The sequence below is a fragment of the Sporomusa sp. genome (assembly GCF_057736855.1).
Map to the genome: position 1 here is coordinate 1 of NZ_JBYKYF010000005.1, position 22,282 is coordinate 22,282.

Below are 22,282 nucleotides of genomic sequence, written 5' to 3' on the forward strand. Positions count from 1 at the left end.
ACATCTGGCTTTTGATGCATTTCTTACATTGTTCAGTTTTCAGGGAACACATTTGTCACTGCCGCTCTTTTTATGCAGTTCAGTGACGCTCATATATGTTATCATGTTTATTTTAACATGTCAACATAATCTTACTTATTTCGTCGTTTCAATTGCTGTTTAATTTCCATCAGCATTCAAGCGACTTTTCTATAATATCACGTTAATTCCAACTTGTCAACATGTTATTTTATGTTAATTCGTTTGGAATATTTTGTCGCAACCATCAGCGACTTATTTATAGTATCATAGACAACATCCTACTGTCAATATACTTATTTTTATTAATTTTAGAAATCAATATACCTCCGGATTAACATCTGTCCGGAGGTATATTGCTCATAGGTAACAATTATCTGGTACCAATTACTTCGCTATCGCTAATAGCAGCTTGCGCAGCCGCTAATCTGGCTAATGGCACACGATAAGGTGAACAACTTACAAAACTCAAACCAATTTCATGGCAGAATCGAACCGAATTGGGCTCACCGCCATGTTCACCACAAATACCGAATTCAATATCAGGCTTGCTCTTGCGTGCAGCGGTAATAGCCATTTCCATAAGTTTGCCTACGCCTTTACGGTCAAGTGTAATGAAGGGGTTGTCTTTGAGTATTTTGTTCTCCAAATAGTCTTGCAAGAACTTACCTTCTGCATCATCGCGACTAAATCCAAAAGTAGTTTGAGTCAGGTCATTAGTACCAAAAGTGAAAAAGTCACTAAACTCGACAAGTTCATCAGCTAGCAATGCTGCGCGCGGTAGTTCAATCATGAGGCCAACTGAATAATGGAATTTAACATCGGCTTTTGTCATGATTTCTTCAGCAATAGTATCAATTTTTTTACGGAAGAATTTCATTTCATTAACATCCATAACAAGTGGTATCTCAATTTCAGGTAGCACTTTATAGCCTTCACGGGTTAGCTGACTAGCCGCATTAAAAATGGCCCGAACTTGCATTTCATATATTTCAGGATAGGAAATACCCAAGCGGCAGCCACGATGTCCAAGCATGGGGTTAAATTCATGCAGCGCGCGCACTTTCTTTAATAAATGCAGCTTTTCTTCTAGCAAGGCTGGGTTTTCCCCTGTTATTTTTAGCGTAGTTGTTTCAATTAACAACTCTTCAAGACTGGGCAGGAACTCATGTAAAGGTGGATCTAACAGCCGAATACATACTTTATACCCTTCCATAGCTTTTAAAATTCCGTAAAAATCATTTTGCTGCATGGGAAGAAGATGACTCAACGCCTGCTGACGAGCTTCCAGTGAATCAGCTAAAATCATTTGCTGGACATAGGGTAGTCTGTCTTGATCCATAAACATATGCTCGGTTCGAGTCAAGCCGATTCCAGTTGCACCAAATTCACGGGCTTTTAAAGCATCCTCCGGGGTATCGGCATTAGCTCTTACTCCTAAGCGTTTATATTGGTCAGCCCACTCCAACAGCGCTGTATATTCTGGCGAAATTTCCGGTTCTTTCATGGGCACTTCGCCCAAAATCACCCGCCCGGTTGCACCATCAATAGAAACAATCTCACCTTTTTTAACTTTTGTTGTTCCAACACTAAACTCTTCTTTTAAATAGTCAATTTGAATGGCTTCACAACCACATACACACGGCTTACCCATTCCTCTAGCCACTACAGCAGCATGACTGGTCATGCCGCCTCTGCTGGTTAAAATCCCTTGGGCAGCGACTATACCATGAATATCATCTGGTGTTGTTTCCGTACGCACCAGTAATACCTTTTTACCGGCCTTACCCATGCGCTCGGCTTCATCAGCATCAAATACCACTTGACCAGACGCGGCACCCGGTGAAGCCGGTAGCCCTTTTGCAATTATGTTTAAAACAGCATCGCTGTCAATCTGACGGTGCAGTAACTGATTAAGCTGTTCTGGTTCAACCAATAACAAAGCTTGTTGTTTGCTAATTAGACCTTCTTGTGCCATTTCATAGGCAATACGTACGCTAGCCTGAGCGGTCCGCTTGCCATTACGGGTCTGAAGAATATATAAACGCCCGCGTTCAATAGTAAATTCAATATCCTGCATATTTTTATAATGCTTTTCTAATAACCGGGCAATCCGGACAAATTCTTCATACACCTCAGGCATCTCGTCTTTAAGTTCGGCAATAGGCCTGGGAGTACGAATACCTGCCACTACATCTTCACCTTGGGCGTTGGTTAAAAACTCACCATACAAAACATTTTCACCAGTGGAAGGATTGCGGGTAAAAGCTACTCCGGTACCTGAATCATTACCCATATTACCAAATACCATGGACTGAATATTTACGGCCGTCCCCAGATCATGATCAATTTTATTAAGATTACGATATACTATAGCTCTGTCGTTATTCCAAGAGCGGAATACTGCCTCAATAGCCATAGCCAGTTGAACAAAAGGATTCTCCGGGAAAGGCTGCCCTTGTTTAATCTTCACTAACTCTTTATATTTGTCGATAATTTCACGTAATGACTCAGTTGTAAGCTCCTGGTCAAATTTGACGCCTTGTAACTCTTTCTGTCTATCCAGAATCTCTTCAAACTCATGTTTAGGAATTCCTAACACAACGTCACCAAACATTTGAATAAAACGACGGTATGCATCATAGGCAAATCTGGGATTATCGGTGTTTTTGGCTAATGATTGGACTGTTTCTTCATTAAGACCCAAATTCAATATAGTGTCCATCATACCTGGCATAGAAAACATTGCACCAGAACGCACAGAAACCAGTAATGGATTAGCTAAATCGCCAAACTTCTTACCTGCCTGTTCTTCAACAACCGACAACTTACTTTTTACTTCGTCTAGTAAACCTTCAGGTAACTTCTGGCCCAGCCGGTAATACTCTTTACATGCTTCAGTAGTAATAGTCATTCCGGGAGGTACTGGCAAACCAATGTTGGTCATTTCCGCCAGATTAGCGCCTTTTCCTCCTAAAAGAGCTTTCTTGTCAGCACTTCCTTCTTTAAATAAATACACATATTTAGCCACTCGTAACTACCCCTTTCCGCTACCCAATGTGTTATACTATTTCTATAAATTTATCAATTAGTATATGCTATTTAGAAATTGTTCTACGTTGTTTTGGTTTTTCCTTCTCACAAATTAAAAAAAACTATTGATGGCAAAGCCGTCATAGTTTTTTCTTCGACAATAACCTAGTTATCTAAACTGACATATTTATAAATGGTAAACTTCTTGCTGTGTTTGACTTACTCTGATAACATGCACTATGTATTCGACGATTCCAATAATAAGACTTGTTACTACAGCTCCTCCTATAGTAATTCTGGCACCTGGAAAAAAACCTGACTAAAATATGTTAAAAACTAGGTTGGGGAATTTGGGACTTTTAATATGATTTACATTATCTTGTTAAATATGCTAGGCCAAGATTAGGTAAGTAGCCTAAAGAAATTGATGAAAATAAAAACAGTATACTTAAAAAATGGCGTTCTAGCCTGCTGCAAAAAAAAAAATCCGTAAGTCCCTGATAAACAAGGACCCACGGATTTACCTACTACCAAAATTATTCCCATTCAATGGTGGAAGGTGGTTTGGAAGTAATGTCATATACAATCCGATTTACACCTTTAACTTCATTAACAATGCGCCGTGATATGGTATCAAGTACCTCATAAGGTACACGTACCCAGTCGGCTGTCATGCCATCTTCACTCTCCACAATTCTTAGACCAACTGTATAAGCATATGTCCGCTCATCGCCCATGACGCCGACACTTTTCATGGCAGGCAGAACAGCGAAAGATTGCCACACTTTACGGTACAAACCGGCATTTTTAATTTCCTGATATACAATGGCGTCAGCTTCCCGCAGAATTTCCAGACGTTCTTCAGTGACCTCACCGATAATTCGTATCGCCAAACCAGGTCCTGGGAAAGGTTGACGATAAACAATATCGTCTGACAGTCCTAGTTCGCGTCCCAACTCTCTAACTTCATCTTTAAATAAATCTCGAAGCGGTTCGACGAGTTCAAACTTCATGTCTTCCGGCAAACCACCTACATTATGATGGCTTTTGATAACAGCCGCAGTGGCAGTGCCGCTTTCAATAACATCAGGATATAAAGTCCCCTGTACCAAATAGTCAATTTCGCCCAATTTGGCAGCTTCTGCCTCAAATACCCGAATAAATTCTTCCCCAATAATTTTACGTTTTTGTTCAGGTTCTGTTATGCCCTGCAGCCGCGTCATAAAACGCTCTACAGCGTCCACATAAACCAAATTCATTTTAAAGCCATCCCGGAAGGTTTTAACCACCTGTTCGGCTTCCCCTTTGCGCAGAAAACCATGGTTAACAAACACACAGGTCAGTTGATCGCCAACGGCACGATGTACTAGCACCGCAGCTACCGAAGAATCAACGCCACCGCTCAAAGCACACAGCACACGTTTATTTCCTACCTGCTCCCGGATTTTAGCTACCGCCTGATCAACAAATGAACCCATATTCCAATTACCGGTACAACCACAAATAGTAAACAAGAAATTTTTGAGCATCTGCATACCTTCTCGGGTATGTACGACCTCGGGATGGAATTGTACTCCGTAAATACCTCTAACGCTATTTTCCATAGCAGCTACCGGTGTACTTTCAGTATGGGCTGTAATGGTAAAACCGGCTGGTGGTTCAGCAATATAATCACCATGGCTCATCCATACCTGGGTCTCAGCATTAATTTCAACAAAAATACCGTCATGTTTATCAACAAACAGTTTGGTATTGCCATACTCACGGGAAGTAGCATGAGCTACCTTACCACCCAATAGATGCGCAGTAAGCTGCATCCCATAACAAATTCCTAAAACTGGCAAATTAATTTCAAAAATTTGCGGGTCGCATTTAGGCGCATTTTCACCATAAACACTGGATGGTCCACCGGAAAAAATTATGCCTTTTGGTGCCATCTGGCGTATTTTATCAATACTGGTGTTGAAGGGTATTATTTCACAATAAACTCCACATTCGCGAATCCGTCTGGCAATTAGCTGGCTGTACTGGCCACCAAAATCCATGACCAAAATCAATTCTTGTTTGCCGGTCGTCATGTAATATCCTCCTTTAATTAGCTCCATTTGGTGATTAGGCTTATTACCTGCAAGTAACCACTATATGATCAAATTAATTTAGTTTCAGGTAGGTTTTTATTCATCTGAGAATAAGTTTCCCTAATCCAGGGCTTAGCCGCTCCTATCCCATTGGATATAACTCTCCTTACGGAAATAAGCAGTTTTATAAACAGATAGTCCTCGGATAAAAAAAAACCGCCTGAAAGTAATTATCGGCGTAAGCCTTGCACTTTATGAAATCTTGTCAATTTCGATATATATCGACAAAATCCTTCCTATCTGAAGAAATATAATTAAAAAAGAGATTGCCATCCTATGCACGCAATAACAGTTTTCACTGTCATTACAACATAGCGTAGCAACCCCTTAATTGCTAATGCCTCTGAATTCCCTTTTCACTGTACTTTTCTAACAATTCACTGACCGTAACGAAAGTATATCCCTCTGCCTTAATTCTTTCTACAAGAATAGGCAATGCATCTGCTGTCTGTAACGGAGTATCCGAAGCATGCATTAAAATAATAGCTCCTGGCTTTAAGCGTTTCATTACCCGTTCAACTATTACATCCCGCCCGGGATTTTTCCAATCCAGCGAATCCACATTCCAAATAATGGTTTTATATCCAAGTTCATCAGTAACTTTTAATGATTGCTGACTATAATGACCATTAGGCGGACGCAACAGCCGCGGCTCGACACCTGTCACTTCTTTAATTTGTTCATGGGCTTTAGTTATATCTTCTTTCACCCATTCAGGCGACATATCACCGTAATTTTCATGCCGATATCCATGGCTGGCAATTTCATGCCCATCTTTAACTATCCGCTGAGCTACTTCTGGATATTTCTTCGCCCATGGCCCCATAATGAAAAAGGTTGATTTAATATTATGTTTTTGCAGTGTATCCAGAATAGATGGTGTGAATTTGTTACCCCAAGAATGATCAAAAGTAAGCGCCACTACCTTTTGGTCGGTGCGAGTCCCGGCAATAGCCATCGGGCCGCCTGAAATTACTTCAGCCACCTGCACATACATAGCAGATATGGCAAATAAGCCGATAATACTAAAAAATATATTCCGGTTGTTGAATAGGCGGCGCAAGCTGATAATCATATTTACCCCCTCCTTCCGCAACTACCTAATGCCTCACCAGTGATAACGTAGCGGAGTTTTCAGTACAGATGAGGTATTAAGTATGTATGCGTTACATACGGGGTTTATGCTATCACTTTTGCCACTTTATAAATGGATACTTGTTCATAACGTAAACAATAAGTTTATTGGACACTGTATAAGCAGAACGCAAAGTAATAATCACAGTAGCTGCCACTATCCACCAGTACCATTCGCTGACTCTGATCTCGATAGGTATAAACAAAATAGCAGCACCGAGAACAATAATAAACATACTGCCGAGTGGTATAACTGTTTGAATGATTTCAAACCCTAACCGAGTATACAATAATGTATTAAATGCTTCTTTTCGTTCTGTAAACACTGCCAAACATTGATCAAATCGGTCATACACCCACTGTTCTTCTGCACCAGTGACAATAAGCCTACCTTCACAGGGAACAAAATTCTTGATTGCTAGAGCAATTGTCCCCTTATCCGGTACCTCTACCGTTAATCTCAGTTGATCAATCCGGGGCATTGTCCTAGCAATACGAATAAGCTGCTCCCAGTTCTCAACCGTCTGAATCGGACGTTCTTCTAAATCCTGTTTGCCTAAAAGATCGTCATTTTCCCCAATTGCCGCATGCCAGAGAAACTCTCCGTCTTGGCTAAAAATCTCCCAAAGCTTAGTAAATAATGATTCATCAAGAGTTAAGGCAGGTAATTTACTTTGTTCCATGTGCTTATACTCCAAAATATTACCTCCGTAAACTACATAGTATAATCTTATTTGTTTTAGTATATAAGAAAACCCCTTTACTGGAAAGGGGTTTTCGCAATTATTAGATGATTCTGGCGCCAGCATCCAAACAGTTATATCATATCTAAAAAATAAAATTGAATAGTAAGCAATCCCTCAAAAATTAAACTAGGCATCAAATAGAGTTATAATACTCTACCTGATGCCTAGTCTTTTCTTTATGTGATGCGACCAAAACGTGGACAAATGGTCTAGGCGCTGCTCGGAAGCCCAGTGCACATGGGCCCGCTGGCAGTGATTACATCATGCCGCCCCTTATCTAAAAGATTGTAACATTTTTTACCACGGTCACGAGGGCGCGAAAAAATAAGGTTTTTTCAAACATCAAGCAGCAATATCTTTAATAAAAATTAATGTCTTTTTCTTCAATGTGTGACCAAAATGTGACCAACAACGATCCAGCTTTTTCGAAACAACTCTTAATTTATTATATGTAAACCACTAGCTGTCTGCCATAAACTAAGAAAGCCGTCCCCACACGGAAGCGGTCTATTTCTCAACAAACCACCGACCCGCATCGCAAAACAGGTAAACCTGCTTCCCACGGATCCGACAGGTGTACCGAATACCCTGGCCGCCCCATCCTTTAGAACAAAACAGTTCACTTGACTTTTAAGGTGGGATAGGGGATAGGTACTACAGCAGTATTTATATCGCTAAGTCGAGAGGTAAGTCTGATATGTCTTTTAGCCGCTTGCCTTTCACCATAGTATCCAAAATAGCTATTGCTTCGTCTTGACCCGTTGCCTTCACTGCTTCGATTAATTCATACAACGCGAAATGATATACGCAGTCAATGTCACCAGTGCCTAAAGCGATAGAAGCCAAACGGCTGGGAAGAGGTTCGCCAGTGACAACAACGATATGAGGCAAATGGCCTTTGCGGTTACGTATCAAATTCAGTGCTTCAGAGCGGCTGTTCTGGCTTCTGTCAGACCGGATCGTCCATTTTGCGGAAATGCTCGCATGTAAAAGTGGCTTACCGCCATTTTTGGCGCGCAGGGCAGCGTGACGCGTAACGGTGTCATCCACTATCAGGCTTGGTTCATTAATTTTATCATCGTCTAACAGTTGTCTTGCAATAATGATATCCGGCGCAATTGTGTAATCACTCCCGATTATCGCAGCTAATCCCCGGTTAGCTTTGGTTAGCTTATCAAGTTCAATAAGATGGGCATACTGCTCATATTTGGCAATTGCCAACCTATTACGGTTGGCGATCTGTATAACATTCCATTCGCCAGGACGTATATGCCCAAGCTTATTAAAAGTCTCCCTCAAAAAATCAGCGTTACAAGTTTCAAACTCCTTACCGCTTGTTTGTCCGGCCAACCGAGTACCGGTATCTGATTGCAACTGCTCCGCAATTCCTTGCGCAACCCGGACAGAAGTTCGGCTATCTTTATCTGCGTTACTGGGTATACCATTTTTATCAACTTTCAACACTGAATTAAGCAAGGCAGCATGATACCGTTTGCGTGCTTCGGCAAACAATGAGCACCCTTGTATACTTTGAGTCATACAGCAAACAACCTTTCTCTCGCAGCAGCTTCAAGACAAAGCCGGATTTGTCTTCCAACAGCCATTGCAACCGGTGGGGGAAAAGCATTGCCTATTTGTCGGTATGCCGCAGTTTTTCGCCCGGAGAACTGCCACTCATCCGGAAAACCCTGTATCCTTGCCGTCATGCGTACTGTAAGGCGGGGAAAACCCATAAAATCAGGATCCGGAGCAAAATCTGCAATTCCGTGCCCGTCTACGGCAAGCATTGCCCATGCCTGTTTTGCTCGTGTCGGTCCAAGGTCAGGCCCACCGTGTTTTTTACTGCCACCTACCAGCGTCGGCGCTATGTCGTTTGCCCATTCGCGCCAGCGGCCAGCTAGCCGCCAGCCGCGCTCTGCCATTAAATCGTACAACAGTTCGCCAACAGTAGGAGGTTTTATGCCAATAGGTTCTGGCCAATTAAACTGATGAGCAATGTCTTTACGCAAAGCGACTAATATTACACGAGGGCGCAATTGAGATACCCCATAGTCAGACGCATTTAATAGCTTCCATTCCGCTACGTAGCCAAGTTTTCGCAGGTTGGCAACAAGCCACTGACGATAATCATCAAATATTGCATCTAACAGTCCCCGCACATTTTCAAGCATGACGGCTTTGGGCCTAATTTCATCGACAAGGCGAAGCGCTTCCGGAAATAAGTCGCGTTCGTCTTTCTCGCCGAGTTGTCTACCAGCCTTAGAGAAAGGAGGGCACGGCACCCCGCCTGCCAAAAGATCAATCCCTTTGAGATGTGCACCATTAAATTGCCGCAGATCTTGCTCGTAAATTGACCATGTTGGCCGGTTAAGCCGCAAAGTAGCACAGGCGTGCGGATCTAGTTCAAGAAGCCCGACATGATGAAACCCTGCAAGCTCAAGTCCAAGGGCTTGTCCACCTGCACCTGCGCATATTTCGAAGGACGTTAACATACTGTTCACCCTGTCTATGTGTTTAGTTTTATTGTTTCACATTATACCACAGATTGCCAACCTATGGAGAGTGATTGCAATTTAAAAATTCCATAGTGCTAACTTTAGATCAAAACTGCTAAAGACTGTGTTACATCCGCTCATACGACTCACCACCGGCCAGCGCCCATGCGTACAAAAAATAAAACCCCGGCACTAACCGGGTCTTACTGCTAGTAAGAATATCAATCGTTCTTGTCTTGTTGCCGTTTTCTTGCAATAATATCAGACTTAAAAAACAGTCGGTCACGAGGGAGTTCCTTGATCGGGGTTATTTTCCCACGATTAATCAAGTCGTTTAAATTTTGCCTTGTGCAGCCAAGAATTTCAATTGCCTCGGTAGTGTTAATTACTTCAGCAACAATAAAAGCCGTTAGTTCCTCTTTTGATCGAAAATAATATTCCTTTACCAATTTCTATCCCTCCACCATACCAAAAAGCCAGTCAAACATACGCCAATTAGAACACCCGTTAAAAGAATTAATATGCTTTCAAATCCCCATTTTATACGCAACGCCATATAGATTGTTAGTGTTGCTGTAGCTATTAGTGTCAGTTTACCCCATTTTGTCATGTTGATAATGGACGATAAACATGATATATTAAGGGTAAGTTAGGGAGGTTTCCCTCCCCCACTTACCGGCTCCGGTTTACCGCTTGCGCTTGCGAGGCTTATTGCGGTTCTTCCGGGGCTTTGTGCTTCTCTTTAGGGCTTCTGCTATCGTAATCAGGTTTGCCGCTATTCCGACCAGCAGAGCCGCTATTTCGAGAAGCTCTTTTTGTTTTTCGTCCACTTTATCCCCCCTTTCTGATTTTATTTTAGCATAATGCTTTACTCACGTCAAGAAAAATATGTTAATTTTCCCAAAAAAGATAAAAAATAAAAAATAAAAAGCCGCCCCTTTCGGAGCGGCAATTACCACCTAATCATGTAGGCGGCACCTATTTCATATCCCCCCTGGTATTTGGGGCCACCGAATACAGCTATGTTTTTATATTGCGCCATGATGCCGGCGCTCTCCGTGCTGGCGTACACTCCGACAGCACGCGGTTTGTCAAGCGTGACACGGTACACGTCCACTTTTTGCTCGCGCGGCGTTACTATGGTTCTGTCGGCAGGTGGTAAGGCTACTGGCGTTTTATCTTGCTTTATCTGCTGCTCAACAACCTGAGCAGCTTTTTTAGTGTCCGGGGCCTGTACTGTGTATGATACGGCCGGCGGTGCCTGCGTGACAACCTGCACCTCGCGGACAATCTCCCGGGCGACAGACTGCGGCACGTCTATTTTTTGCGCCACCTGCACCGGGTCCCGCACCTCTTCTTGCGTCATAACAGTGACTGGCGGCGGCTTATGCCAGTATTGCCAAGCAGCAAAAATAGCCAGGGTAATGACCAAGACGATAAGCAAATATAACCAGCGGCGGACCACATTATTCTGCTCGATATTAAACACGCACTCACCCCCGGATATTGTCGGTCAATGCTTCTCGATACTCATGCGCCACCCGGTCCGCCAGCTCCGCGCGCTTTGCATCGTTAAACCGGTCGACCGTGCTAAGGTAACCGGTGATGCGCCGCACGCGGCGGATAGGCGACCTTTCGACGGCCTTGATTTCGACGTCTAAGCCATCGTTGATAAGGCGGATTTCCATGCGGTCCAGCACTTTGCCCTTTTCTTTCCAGAGCTGCTGTTCCTCTATGACATAGTGCTCGGCTTCTTCGTAGCTGATGTCGTCAGCTTCGACGGTGACGCTGTTGATAATCCAACTAGGCATCTAACCACCTCTGAACTCCTCTAGCAATCGCTTCTGCCGCCTGCCGCTGAAACTCATCGCTGGCCAACAATTGTTCTTCCTCCGCGTTGCTGATAAACGCCATTTCCACCAACACCGCAGGCATTGCTGTGTTTCTGAGTACATAAAAGTTCGCGGTTTTCGTGCCGCGATTGGCCAGGCCCAGCCCGACCAACTCGCAGTGGACATATTGCGCCAGCATACTGCCCCGCGCGCTGCTGGCGTGGTAGTACGTTTCAGTGCCGTGCGCAGCCGGATTTCCCGCCGCGTTGCAATGTATGGATACGAATACGTCAGCGTCAAACTCATTGGCCGCGTCACAGATAAGCTGCAAATCGTTTTCCATTATAAATATCGTTTCATGGCCGTGTGCACTCAGAATATCACAGAGTTTTTGGCCAACAGCATAGTTTACGTCGGCCTCCCGAATGCCGCCAGGACCGATAGCCCCGGGGTCAAACTCGACATGGTGACCAGCATTTACAGCGATTTTAGCCATTTGCGTTACCTCCTATTTGTTTTTGTTTCTATCAAAGAGTACCCCCATGCGCCCTTTGACAAACTGCAACAAGTCTCCGGCTTGTTCAACACCAGCATCCCGGAGGTTTTCTAAAATGCTCATAGCCTCCGTAGCCGCTAGGTACACCCATGCCATTTTAAGCATGATACCAGTTTCTCCAGCAGCCATAATCATCTTGTCAACATTGGCAGCCATGAGGGTCAATGCAGCATAAAGAATTAGTTTTCCAGCAAATCTATGCTTCATCGCGGAAGAATTAATATATCCAGCCCGGAATGCTGCCGGTATGTCTGTGATACAGCAAAACAGGTTTTGGCTCTCTGTTTCTTTTCCGCTGTCGATCAAATGCTGTTTGCAGATAGCCATCCAACGAGTAACCAAATCAACAAAAACGAGCACAACAAAAGCGCCCAGGACATTTCCGTGGACGCTTCCCAATGTGGCCACTACCGCCGAGATAATTGTTTTGGCAAACCAGCCGTCGACCAACGTTCCTGCTGATTTCTGCATAGATGCAAGCAGTTCTTTGATATCCAAAGTCTCCACCTCCCAAACTAAAGCCCGAAGTCATTTCGACCTTGGGCAATTTTCATTCGTACACTTCCCGTTCTGTTCTTTTGCTCCGCAGATAAAACATCTTTTAGTCATTTAAAATTTCCTCCCTTTTTGTTTGGTATTCTTGTTTTAGTAATTGGTAGTCGGTCTTAATAGCATTTATAATATCTTGATTATCATTAAGCATAGCTAGTCCTAACGCTTTGGATAATTCGGCAAACTGCGGTTGATAATCTCTGTCTAATTCTTCTATTTTCTTCTGTTTTAGTTTCTCGATATTAACTTTAATCATTACTTAATACCCCCTCGAAGGTGTAATGCTGTGAACCATATCCATCAGGAGGATTTTCGCTTTCATCTATTTCCCATGCGTCCTGCGGTATATCTTGAGGTAAGGTGCTAGCGTCTACAATCCAAAAAGGACACCCTTCAGGTACATCTTTTTTGGCTATAGTTTGTATATCATATTGAGATAACGCTTCTTGAGTCGGCATTAAAACAGCAATTTGGTCATTTTGTTTGAATAATATAACTTGCATAAATTACCTCCTCCTAATTATTAGCAGTGTATTGATACTGAAACTACTTTCCCATCTATTGCACTGCCCGATCCGTGACTTACGAAAATACATACAAAATTTGCTTGGTAATTCCATGGGATTGCCTGTCCGTCATTTTCAGTAGCTTGAGCAGTATTAGTATTTGTATAATTTGCTGTTGCTGAATAGTTTGCATGTGGCATTGGTGTGGTAAAATTCACTGTATAATCTCCAGTTCCGTTTTTTGTTATACTACTTACATTCCCACTCGCTCTAATTGTTGGTGTAGTAGTACCATCAAAGTTAACCCAAGCCCTGCAAGCGTAAATAGGAGCATCACCAGATGCATTTAAGGCAGGTTTAATAGTAGACGAATCTGTATGAATGTGACCTGTTAACGCAAATGCACTAGCATGAAAACCGTCTAACGTATCGGCATTAGCCCCTTGCACTGCAGGGTCAGAACCAGCAACATCTTTGGCTTTGATGATAAACATTAAAGCCACGTTGCGGGGGCGGGTTTCTGATGACGTTCGAGGCTCCCCATTAACCCCATCGGATATTGGATTGCGTACCCAGTCATAGCTATAATCCCTAGAATACTTATTGCCATTTATTAAAGGTTTATGATAATCTCTACCGTCAGCTTGGTCATATTCAAAATATATTTCGTGCCAGTGCCCCTGGAAAGCGTCTGCCTGAAACGAACCAAACGCACGTCCACTATCTACCCCGCGCCCGTTATCCCAGCCGCGAATAAACTCTCCGCGTAAATCAGGTACATTAAATGTAGTAGAGCCATCTCCGCTACCAAATGTTGTTCCTATTTTAGCAAACAATTCGCTAAAGTCAGTACGGCTAACAGCTTGACCATTACACTCAAGCCACCCATCAGGGATTGTTGTTGTAGTCCAAGGTATGACTGAACCGATAGGTATGCCAGACGGTATTGGCGGTAAATTCTCCTGCGGCACTTTTCCGTTTGCATCAAGTACAAGAACATTATTTGCTCCCGTTCCCGGCGTTTTACCGCCTACGCTTGCGGCATCGCGTGCATCTCTGATGTCTGAGACTTTCCACACCACCGTCCTATCCGTCACCGTCTGCCCCACGGCTGGCCACGTTGGCTCAGTCGTGCCGCTCGTGCCGCCCTGGACGCACTCAAATCGTTTGTAGCTCGCTACATCAGATTTACCGCTGTAGCAGATGTCGCCGACAGCATACGCTTTATTCGGCTGCCATAGGTGCAGCGCCGTGAGCAGACCATGAGCCTGCGGGTCGTTGTTGTGAGACGTTAAATCCGCCTTTGTGGCCAGCACAATGGTTTCGTTAATAACTGCAGTGACATTTGTTGCATTCCCTACTGCCGTCACAATATCCAGCGTCTGTTCGACTGATACGCTGCCCTCTGCCGGCAAATAGTCGCATTCGGCTCCGGCGTTGGCAACGCAATACAAGATTTCACCTAAGTCAGGGTCCTGCGCAAACACACCGATTTCCCGTACGAAGAAACCAGTAGCTAGTCCGGTGTTGGTAATCACAGCTCTAATTCGGCTGGTACCGTCGCCGAGTACCGCCAGACCCTGAATGTTCAAGGTCATCTTGGGATTAATCAGGTCGTTCAAGGCCTCCAGGCTCTGGCCAGCGCCCAGCGTGCCGTCACCGATTTTCACCTTTGTGAAGTTTAGTTGCACACCGGTCTGCGCCTTGGCCTGTAGATTACGCCCTTTGGTCGTCAAAACCGTTCCATTGAAAGCCATTATTGCACCTCCGGTCGTATCGTAATAATTACGCCCTTATGGATGGCGCCGCGTACATACTGAGTATTTAGCGCTGACTGCGCCGGGAACGCGGCCGGATAGATCGTAGTTACCTTTCCTGTACGGACTATGCCGCCATAGTATCTCGCCTCGCTCCACTCGCGCTTGATATATACGCCATCGAGCCATGAACGCACGTTTTTCACGGCGTTAATGACACGTTGCAGTTGCTCATATATTTCATCGCTACTGATCACACCGGTAGTTTCCACCCGGAAATGATACGGCTGGCCGCCATACTCAAACCACTCATAAACTTTGCCGCCGGAATAAACTGCTGTCACCATATCTTGCACGACTGCAGCCGTACCTTTTCGCCGGTGCCAGGCAATAGACTGCCGCACCAACTCGCGCTTTCGCTCAATCGGCAGTGTTGGCTCGTAGAAATCGACATGCCACTGGATGGCAAGTAGATCCACTACCTCTTCCGGCAGTTCGTCTAATCTTGGTAAATGCAAGCATTCCTGTATTGCCTCTGTCACTTCCCGCAGTTCTGCGTCCAATACCTCGGCGGCAGCCTGTACTTGGGGATCGCCCCTCAGGTTCGGCGGCACTAGATCAATTAGCTTGACCGTCTGTATGGTATTAGCCATCCTCTAGCCCTCCAAATGTGATCGTCACCGTATCTGCAACTGCTACTTGTGAGTTGGATACGACTGAATAAGTCGGCGACGTCACTTGCACTCGCTTAGCCCCGGCTGCAACCATACGGGCGATAAGTTCCGAGGGGTTAATATCCCGCCCGAGTTTTGATTTCTGCCAAAGCACCCAATCATTTACTGCCTGTGTTACTGCAGTCTGAATGCTTGTCGCCGCCGCAGCATTGTCGCTGCTAATCCAGTAGGTCACGTTCACGTTGTACGATACCGTTTGCGGGGCCAATACTTGCACTTGGTCAGTCAGAGGTCGTACCGTTTTGTCACTGCATACCGCAGCCACCGCATCCAATATTTCTTGTCCAGGTAGTTCGCCGCCAATCAGGAGTGGCCGGATTTCAACTACACCAGGCGATGGAGAATAGACCGATACGTCCTGGATCAGTACCGATGCTCGCATCGCATGGTAGATATACGCACCATCCGGGCCAGCCGTTGAAAACTGTTCCGGTGCTTGTCTTATGCGCTCACGGTATAAGTCATCACTTTCTATGTCCGCCCCACCCTCGCTGGTCGTCGTGTTGCTGACGCTCTGTACCCACTGGATCGGATCGACAATCTTATTGATCTGCCCCGGTGTGTAGCCGTTCCCCTTGATACCGGTTTCCGTACAGACTGCGTCGACATCGACGTACAGTTGCCCTGCCGGTATTGTAGCGGCCACCGTCGTAGCAAACAAAATATTATCCCCGGGAGTTGCCCGGGTACCAGCCGGAATAATGACGGCCCCCGGCTGCACCGCCGACAACGTGAATCGTAGCGTCGTAGTTGCGGCGGATGCCGGCAGCCGGTCCGTACCAACCAGCACACCAATATGATCCAAATAGTCACCGCTGGCATAGGCCAACAGGTTTTGCTTGCCCGTATAATCAATCAGTACGCGCTGCTGGACGATTATGGCCGCAACAGCCTCTAAGAATAATCGTACCGGGTCGCCAGGATAGAGCGTTTTGCCCGCAATTGCTTCATACGTAGTAATAATGGCCGCTTCAATGGCGGCCACTGATTTTTCAGCAAATGTAATTTGCGGCAATTTACTGAGTTCCAACGAGTATCCCCCTCACTTTGGGCCGGAGTACGCCCTCCATGGCGTCGCCCTCGAAGAGTACCTTGGTCACGCGAAACCGCGGCTCATATCGATTTATTGCGGCAATAATCTCCGCCGTCAGTTTTGCTTGAGCGACTGGTAGCGGGGCGTCCAGCATCGTAGCATCTAACCCAAAATTTCGATCAAGAGGAACGGAATACTTCGGCGTGGTTATGATGGTTCGCACATTTTGCAATATCTCTTTTACACCGGTGGCCCCGAAGTCAATGTCGACCAACATCGCCGTTACTTCAAGCTCGATCATTCAGCAACATCCTCCTCCCCGCTATCAGAACTTGCAACAGCGCTACTGTTTGCCGATGTAGCAACAGCGTCCGAGTCGCGCGGATATTCTTGCAATGACACTTCAACCTCTGCAAACAGTAAATTACCGTTGTTGTCTAGACGTTTCCAGTTTTCGGATATTTCCTCTACTACCCAAAGGTTTTCGCTGACCGGTGTACCGTTCAAAATCAACTCGACGGCTTCACCTTTATCTCTGAGCTCACGCAGCTTCTTAATCTCTTCCAATGGGTTGACGCCCAGGGCGGCAGCAAATTGCATCGAAAAACTGATGATTTCCAGACCGGGTCCAATGAATTCCCGTACCGGCTTTTTCCCGAGCACGTCGTGCGTCGCCCAGCGGGCACTACCATGACGTTTCAGGTCATCAAAAGTGCGTACTTTCTCCGTCGAAACCTCGAAAACAATATCACCTAATGTCCCGATCAACAGCTGTCACCTCCTAGCCTGGCGGACCAGTCTGCGTGCCAACGCTTTCGGGGTGAGTGTGGTTTTTTAGACTGATGCCGTCTGCAATTACATCGCCGGTCACAATTACATTGCCGGCTGCCACAATAATGATGGGGCCTGTGCAGTTCACGGTCATGGTATGAGTGCTGCGGTCATATGAAACCGTTGTACCATCATCAAACATCACACTGCGCATTTCGCCATTACCATGTGGCGGCCGATTGACTGGGCTATAAACCGCCCCCATGCAGAACCCAGCGGAGACGCCATTTGGTAAGAAAGCGCAGACAACACGATCACCAACGTCAGGCAACGCATAATCCTTGTTTTTGCTGGCACAGGGCACCACTACCGGCAGCCAGTCGCTGACCATAGCGTCTTCGTCTTCAAAGGCTACGCGCACGGTGTGAGCCGCCGGGTCCACCGCCGAAACAATACCGTACCGTATCGTCTTATTTTTCATACCACTTTAGCCTCCGTTTACGGGTCTGTTTGCGTGCTTTTTTCTCAATAATGAGCGTCTTGGCTGCATTGACGTAGTACGACTGGAGTGTCTTATGGACGTCGATGTCCACCACATAGCCGCTCGCGCTGTATGAGTGACGGGCTTGTTCTATGTAATATTTACCGTCAAATATACCGAACCCGACCACGGTCACGGTTACTCCGGCCACCAGCTTGGGGTCGCCCACAACAGTTAAACTGGCCATATTCTCCTTCAAATTTTTTTCTCGCAAGCGTTTTCTGGCCAGGATTTTTCCTTCCTCCGCATCCTCTACACGCTCATTGATTTTGAGTATTTGCCCAGTTTCCGGTGCGTTGGGCGGCTCGTAGATATACCGAAAAGTCTGGCCAGTAGCCGGGTCTTTATACTTGATTTCGCAGGCCCGGTAGATATCGCGGCTTTTCGATGTGAACCTCGCCCGAAGGATATTACTTTTCCCGCGCTCGATGGTAGCTACCGGCTCTTGCTGTTCCATTTGCTCCTCATCGAAAATCACAATGGTATCGTTGGTGACCTTCAGTGCTAGACCTGCTTTTTCGCAGCACTCTAGCAAAAACGCCAGGTCAGACTGTTCCGTCTGGTCCCGGCGTTTGTAAAACGGGTTATATTCAGCTAAATATTGAAGTCCCATTTCCGCCTTAGTAGCCATGTCTTGCGCAATATCCTTGAGCCGGATATTCTCCCACGCCCGAGTGTTTTCTTCGCCCCTCAGGGCGCTGGAAATGGCAGCAGAAACAGCTTTGATGCTCACTACGTTAGGCGGCGATGAATATTCCAGCTCGTCAACCTCAAAAAAGCCGCAATATAGCTCCTCGCGGCTTCCTTCACCGGCAAAATTTTTGGCTATCAGTCTTGCTGTAATAACATCGCCTTTCGCCGGTACCCAATCCCGGGCCCAGATTTGCTCGCGGTCCTCCAGCGTCAGCTGTAAGTCATCGGCCTTACCGCTAGCGTGGTCAGTATAGGTAAAAGACAGCAGAAAGCGGGCAATATCGCTTGAAACCTGCTGATGATTGTAAGCCAAGCTGATTTCCACGCGCCTGGTGTTGTCGTCCATCTAATCTCCCCTCTTCCAAGGCGGCACGCGGCTAGGAATTGCTGTAGCCGACAGGGTCGGGACCGTCAGCAGTACACCGGCTTGGAAAATGACCGTCTCCCTGTAGGCCGGATTTGCTTCAATCAGGGTCGACATCTGCTTTTCAGTGCCATATACTTTCAGGCTAATCATGTCCCAAGTGTCGCCTTGAATTGTCGTGTATGTCTTAGGCATAGCTCAACCGCCTCGCTTCTGCCATCAGGTCTTCCAGCATCCGGCGGAACTTGTCCCGCTCGTTTTCCAGTACACGCTGCACATCTGCCGCACTGGTGCCGCTTCCAATGTTAATGGTGGGATTAAACGGAGCATTAATAGTTACAACGCCGCCAGTAGAAACGCCCAACAGTTCCCCTGTTTTTGCCCAGAGCGATAATGACCGGCTACTACCATCTATAGGGATCGCAGCTTCCGGTACGCCGCCTTCGGCAAACCAGGCAATATGCGGTTGTGTGAATATGCCTCCTGCAGCATGCCCTGGAAAGTCGGGTAAATCACCTGTTCCTGTCGCAGCGGCCAAGCTCATGCCGACTGGAATATTAATACCGCTATTGAACAGGGATTTTAGATTGTTCCATTTTTCTTCAAGCCAAGCAATTTTTTCTTGAAACCAGGCAATAATCTTATCCCAGTTTTTATAGAGCGCCCAGCCTGCCGCAATCAATGCCGCAATACCTATGATAATTAATCCAATAGGATTTGCCGCCATGGCGGCGTTCCAAAGCAATTGCGCTTTTGTCCAAAGCCACGTCGCCGCAACAGCCGCTCTAGACGCGATAACCGTGCCATCCGTTGCCACCCTTTGGAAAAATAACCAACGAGTAAGCGATATTAGTGGCGAAATAGCAGAACTAACAACCCAAGTAGCCGCAGAAGCGGCCAAGGAAAATCCTACTAAACTCGCCGTACTGGTCATTACAAAATTGGTCAGTTGCGGATGCTCGCGAGCAAAAGCACCGAGTTTTTCTGCAAATACTGCTAGCTGCTGCGCTTTCTCATTGATACCAGGCAGTAAGGCTTCTCCCAAAACTCCGCTGGTTCGCGCCAGAGCCGCCTGCGTTCCTTCTAGCTGTCTCTTTGCCGTCTTAGACAATATCTCAAATTCCTTCCGCATGCTGCCTTTGGCAGCTTCGGAATTCGCCAATTTTATTGCGTCGATAAACTTATCAAAGTTACCGGTCAGTTTCGTAATCGTGTCTATATGGTCTTTACCAATCAGTTCAGCGAGAACATTGTTCCTGGTCGCATCGTCGAGCTGTTGCACTCTCTGAAATAGATCCAATATTGCTGCATCAGCATCCCTAATCATTCCTGTTTGTAATTGCTCAGCTGTCAAGCCGAGTATTTCCAAAGCTGCATGAAAATCTTTCGTTTCCGTCGGGGCCGCAGCAAACTTCGTAAGCATGACGTTGATTGCACGGCTGGCTACTTCCGCACTTTCACCAGCTGCCAAGAAACCAGCGCCGAGCCCAAGATTAAAGCCCTCAGTCATTGTCGGTACAAGCCCCCTAACAACGCCTGCGGTGCGCTTCATGTAGTCGATGAGTTCGTTCCCTGTAGCAACCGTTTGGTCGTCGATATAATTAATTTTATCGGCCAGGGCTTCCAACTGAGCAATCCCTTCGGCTGTTTGCAGATCATATCCCAGCGCATTACCGATTTTGGCCATATCCGTGGCAACCTGCTCTGCAGGCATCTCAAACGCCTTGCCCATCATGATACCTATGGCCGTCATCTTGCGCAGATTTTCTGCTCCTTTGACGCCGAACCGCGCAGACATTGCGTAGGCTTTGGCCACTTCGTTAGGCATGATCATCATATCGCGGGAAATTTCCAGAATATCGGACTTCACCTGTAGCCCAATCTCTGTTAGCCTGCCTGTTTCATCCCGCGCATTATCAACTTGCTTGGCCACATAGGCCATTTCAGTGTCAAACGAGATAGCGGCAGCTGCAGGAATTGCGAGCGTCGCGCCCGCCATTACGGATTTTTCCATTACTCCTTTAGATTTTTCACCAAAAGCCTCTGCCTTTTTCTGTAAAGCCATCGACCTGCTTAGTTTTGTCTGCAACTGCTCCGCCTTGTGGAGTTGCGCCGCAAGCTTCTCATATGTCGCCGCATACTCAAGGGTTGATATAGCACCTTTTTTCTGCTGCAACTCCAGTTCTCTCATTGATGCGCGCACTGCCTTGACATTTGTTTGCAAAGTTGCCAACTGCTGTGATGCTGATGAAAAAGCGCTACTAAAGGAGTTACCTATCTTCGCAGCAAGGTTAAATGCAATTTCGAACACTTTACCGGCCATATTCACCATCCTTTTTGGCGCTTTTTCTCTTCTTCCACCACTTTAACCGTAGCATCCCACCACTCAATCAGTTCCACAACCGGCGTTTCGTACCAAACTGTTGCCGGAGTATTGGTAGCCCTGGCTAGTCGGACACATACGCTTTTGAATAACGAACCTGGATCGCTACGATCCAAGCCTAACCGAGCAAAAAATTTTGCGCCGCCGTTTTTACCGCTGTAAATTCACGCGCCGGCAGCGATAAAATCATATCGACATTGACTTTGGCTGCTTTGGCGGCAACAACAGCCAAATACGTCGCCGAAAGCTCCTGTACAGGGCTTACGTCACCCAACAGGCGGGCTTCTTTCGAAGCATTGACTAAATCCTTGCCGCTCAGCCCTTCAAAATCCAGCGTCAATTCCTTGTATTCTTTACCCTCAAAAATGTGCGGTTTATTGAACTCGATTTTCATTTTTCATACCCCTTTCTTATAAAGAGAGGCCCCGCTTTTGCAGGGCCCTTTTTAGACACTAAACACTTTAATTGTTATATCATTCCCAGCGCTTCCCTTACAGCCGCGAGGTAATCCACACCTTTGATCGTGCAGACGTAGTTAAATTTATCGATTTCAGCCAGGACTTCATTGTTCAGCGTTATTTTCATGTAGCTGACTTCCAGCTCATTTGAAGCGTCGCTGGCTGCGCCGACTTCCATTTTCCCTAGCTCCGCCTTTTTGGGTGTGCCGCGGACAACGACCTTTAGCGGCTGGACGGTATATTCACCCTTAGCCGCATCATAGACCTGAATAGCGCCACGTAGGTCAAGGCTGTGCGCTTTCTGCTGCGCTAGGCCAATGGTCGGGCGGGTAACAGTGCGCCACTTGAGCTTGACTGTCATGCTCTTGAAGTGGCCAAGCACAGGGCTGTCCACTTCGCCGGCAATGCCCGCACCCTTGATTGTGTCAGTCATCGGCTCAATGGCTGGCAGTTCGACGTCAGCCACGCCCAAAAGGTCTACACCGTCCTCATAGACGCGGAAATTAATTAATTTCTCCGGTACCGGGTTCATCTACTC

Annotated in this window: 27 protein-coding genes; all 27 read right to left on the bottom strand. The window is 46.2% G+C overall.

The genetic code is table 11. From position 1 onward, the window contains the following. Window positions 1-391: 391 nt before the first annotated feature. Window positions 392-3,049: a pyruvate, phosphate dikinase gene (gene ppdK / locus AC29Z1_RS00690; RefSeq protein ID WP_488269531.1), complete on the bottom strand. Its 2,658-nt coding sequence runs from the start codon at window positions 3,047-3,049 to the stop codon at window positions 392-394. A gap of 538 nt (window positions 3,050-3,587) precedes the next feature. Further along, a complete protein-coding gene (gene guaA, locus AC29Z1_RS00695; protein WP_488269532.1) occupies window positions 3,588-5,129 on the bottom strand; it encodes a glutamine-hydrolyzing GMP synthase in 1,542 nt (513 codons plus the stop codon). A gap of 394 nt (window positions 5,130-5,523) precedes the next feature. Then, window positions 5,524-6,264 carry a polysaccharide deacetylase family sporulation protein PdaB gene (gene pdaB, locus AC29Z1_RS00700; protein ID WP_488269533.1) on the bottom strand — a complete coding sequence of 247 codons (741 nt, stop codon included), beginning with the start codon at window positions 6,262-6,264 and terminating at the stop codon, window positions 5,524-5,526. A 112-nt stretch (window positions 6,265-6,376) separates the two neighbouring features. Then, a complete protein-coding gene (locus AC29Z1_RS00705; protein ID WP_488269534.1) occupies window positions 6,377-7,006 on the bottom strand; it encodes a hypothetical protein in 630 nt (209 codons plus the stop codon). Window positions 7,007-7,735: 729 nt separating this feature from the next. Continuing rightward, on the bottom strand, window positions 7,736-8,608 hold the full coding sequence (locus AC29Z1_RS00710; protein ID WP_488269535.1) for an NgoMIV family type II restriction endonuclease: 873 nt from the start codon (window positions 8,606-8,608) through the stop codon (window positions 7,736-7,738). After that, window positions 8,605-9,561, bottom strand: coding sequence for a DNA cytosine methyltransferase (locus AC29Z1_RS00715; RefSeq protein ID WP_488269536.1), 957 nt, complete (start codon window positions 9,559-9,561; stop codon window positions 8,605-8,607). The genes AC29Z1_RS00710 and AC29Z1_RS00715 overlap by 4 nt, the downstream gene beginning before the upstream one ends. Before the next feature lie 130 nt (window positions 9,562-9,691). After that, a complete protein-coding gene (locus tag AC29Z1_RS00720) occupies window positions 9,692-9,850 on the bottom strand; it encodes a hypothetical protein (protein ID WP_488269565.1) in 159 nt (52 codons plus the stop codon). Further along, entirely contained in the window at window positions 9,786-10,013 is a 228-nt protein-coding gene (locus AC29Z1_RS00725; RefSeq protein ID WP_488269537.1) for a helix-turn-helix domain-containing protein, read from the bottom strand. Before AC29Z1_RS00725 ends, AC29Z1_RS00720 begins: the two co-directional genes overlap by 65 nt. 237 nt (window positions 10,014-10,250) lie before the next feature. After that, window positions 10,251-10,394 carry a hypothetical protein gene (locus AC29Z1_RS00730; RefSeq protein ID WP_488269538.1) on the bottom strand — a complete coding sequence of 48 codons (144 nt, stop codon included), beginning with the start codon at window positions 10,392-10,394 and terminating at the stop codon, window positions 10,251-10,253. A 122-nt stretch (window positions 10,395-10,516) separates the two neighbouring features. Beyond that, window positions 10,517-11,053 carry a hypothetical protein gene (locus tag AC29Z1_RS00735; protein ID WP_488269539.1) on the bottom strand — a complete coding sequence of 179 codons (537 nt, stop codon included), beginning with the start codon at window positions 11,051-11,053 and terminating at the stop codon, window positions 10,517-10,519. A gap of 4 nt (window positions 11,054-11,057) precedes the next feature. Beyond that, window positions 11,058-11,375, bottom strand: coding sequence for an anaerobic ribonucleoside-triphosphate reductase (gene nrdD / locus AC29Z1_RS00740; protein ID WP_488269540.1), 318 nt, complete (start codon window positions 11,373-11,375; stop codon window positions 11,058-11,060). Continuing rightward, window positions 11,368-11,892 carry an N-acetylmuramoyl-L-alanine amidase family protein gene (locus tag AC29Z1_RS00745; protein ID WP_488269541.1) on the bottom strand — a complete coding sequence of 175 codons (525 nt, stop codon included), beginning with the start codon at window positions 11,890-11,892 and terminating at the stop codon, window positions 11,368-11,370. Before AC29Z1_RS00745 ends, nrdD begins: the two co-directional genes overlap by 8 nt. Window positions 11,893-11,904: 12 nt before the next feature. After that, window positions 11,905-12,450, bottom strand: coding sequence for a phage holin family protein (locus AC29Z1_RS00750; RefSeq protein ID WP_488269542.1), 546 nt, complete (start codon window positions 12,448-12,450; stop codon window positions 11,905-11,907). A gap of 103 nt (window positions 12,451-12,553) precedes the next feature. After that, window positions 12,554-12,760 carry a hypothetical protein gene (locus AC29Z1_RS00755; RefSeq protein WP_488269543.1) on the bottom strand — a complete coding sequence of 69 codons (207 nt, stop codon included), beginning with the start codon at window positions 12,758-12,760 and terminating at the stop codon, window positions 12,554-12,556. Beyond that, on the bottom strand, window positions 12,753-13,007 hold the full coding sequence (locus AC29Z1_RS00760; protein ID WP_488269544.1) for a hypothetical protein: 255 nt from the start codon (window positions 13,005-13,007) through the stop codon (window positions 12,753-12,755). The genes AC29Z1_RS00755 and AC29Z1_RS00760 overlap by 8 nt, the downstream gene beginning before the upstream one ends. 20 nt (window positions 13,008-13,027) lie before the next feature. Further along, on the bottom strand, window positions 13,028-14,767 hold the full coding sequence (locus AC29Z1_RS00765) for a tail fiber protein (RefSeq protein WP_488269545.1): 1,740 nt from the start codon (window positions 14,765-14,767) through the stop codon (window positions 13,028-13,030). Continuing rightward, window positions 14,767-15,420, bottom strand: a complete 654-nt coding sequence (locus AC29Z1_RS00770; protein ID WP_488269546.1) for a phage tail protein I — start codon at window positions 15,418-15,420, stop codon at window positions 14,767-14,769. Before AC29Z1_RS00770 ends, AC29Z1_RS00765 begins: the two co-directional genes overlap by 1 nt. After that, on the bottom strand, window positions 15,413-16,531 hold the full coding sequence (locus tag AC29Z1_RS00775; protein WP_488269547.1) for a baseplate assembly protein: 1,119 nt from the start codon (window positions 16,529-16,531) through the stop codon (window positions 15,413-15,415). Before AC29Z1_RS00775 ends, AC29Z1_RS00770 begins: the two co-directional genes overlap by 8 nt. Next, window positions 16,518-16,835, bottom strand: a complete 318-nt coding sequence (locus AC29Z1_RS00780) for a GPW/gp25 family protein (RefSeq protein ID WP_488269548.1) — start codon at window positions 16,833-16,835, stop codon at window positions 16,518-16,520. The genes AC29Z1_RS00775 and AC29Z1_RS00780 overlap by 14 nt, the downstream gene beginning before the upstream one ends. Further along, window positions 16,832-17,302 (bottom strand): phage tail protein, encoded by a 471-nt coding sequence (locus tag AC29Z1_RS00785; RefSeq protein ID WP_488269549.1) that lies wholly within the window; start codon window positions 17,300-17,302, stop codon window positions 16,832-16,834. The genes AC29Z1_RS00780 and AC29Z1_RS00785 overlap by 4 nt, the downstream gene beginning before the upstream one ends. Before the next feature lie 13 nt (window positions 17,303-17,315). Next, window positions 17,316-17,786 carry a phage baseplate assembly protein V gene (locus AC29Z1_RS00790; RefSeq protein ID WP_488269550.1) on the bottom strand — a complete coding sequence of 157 codons (471 nt, stop codon included), beginning with the start codon at window positions 17,784-17,786 and terminating at the stop codon, window positions 17,316-17,318. Continuing rightward, on the bottom strand, window positions 17,776-18,885 hold the full coding sequence (locus AC29Z1_RS00795; RefSeq protein WP_488269551.1) for a phage late control D family protein: 1,110 nt from the start codon (window positions 18,883-18,885) through the stop codon (window positions 17,776-17,778). Before AC29Z1_RS00795 ends, AC29Z1_RS00790 begins: the two co-directional genes overlap by 11 nt. Continuing rightward, on the bottom strand, window positions 18,886-19,098 hold the full coding sequence (locus AC29Z1_RS00800) for a tail protein X (RefSeq protein ID WP_488269552.1): 213 nt from the start codon (window positions 19,096-19,098) through the stop codon (window positions 18,886-18,888). It lies immediately after the preceding gene. Further along, entirely contained in the window at window positions 19,091-21,226 is a 2,136-nt protein-coding gene (locus AC29Z1_RS00805; RefSeq protein WP_488269553.1) for a phage tail tape measure protein, read from the bottom strand. The genes AC29Z1_RS00800 and AC29Z1_RS00805 overlap by 8 nt, the downstream gene beginning before the upstream one ends. 2 nt (window positions 21,227-21,228) lie before the next feature. Beyond that, window positions 21,229-21,402, bottom strand: coding sequence for a hypothetical protein (locus AC29Z1_RS00810; RefSeq protein ID WP_488269554.1), 174 nt, complete (start codon window positions 21,400-21,402; stop codon window positions 21,229-21,231). A 2-nt stretch (window positions 21,403-21,404) separates the two neighbouring features. Next, window positions 21,405-21,680: a phage tail assembly protein gene (locus AC29Z1_RS00815; protein ID WP_488269555.1), complete on the bottom strand. Its 276-nt coding sequence runs from the start codon at window positions 21,678-21,680 to the stop codon at window positions 21,405-21,407. A 74-nt stretch (window positions 21,681-21,754) separates the two neighbouring features. Further along, window positions 21,755-22,276, bottom strand: coding sequence for a phage major tail tube protein (locus AC29Z1_RS00820; RefSeq protein ID WP_488269556.1), 522 nt, complete (start codon window positions 22,274-22,276; stop codon window positions 21,755-21,757). Window positions 22,277-22,282: the final 6 nt, after the last annotated feature.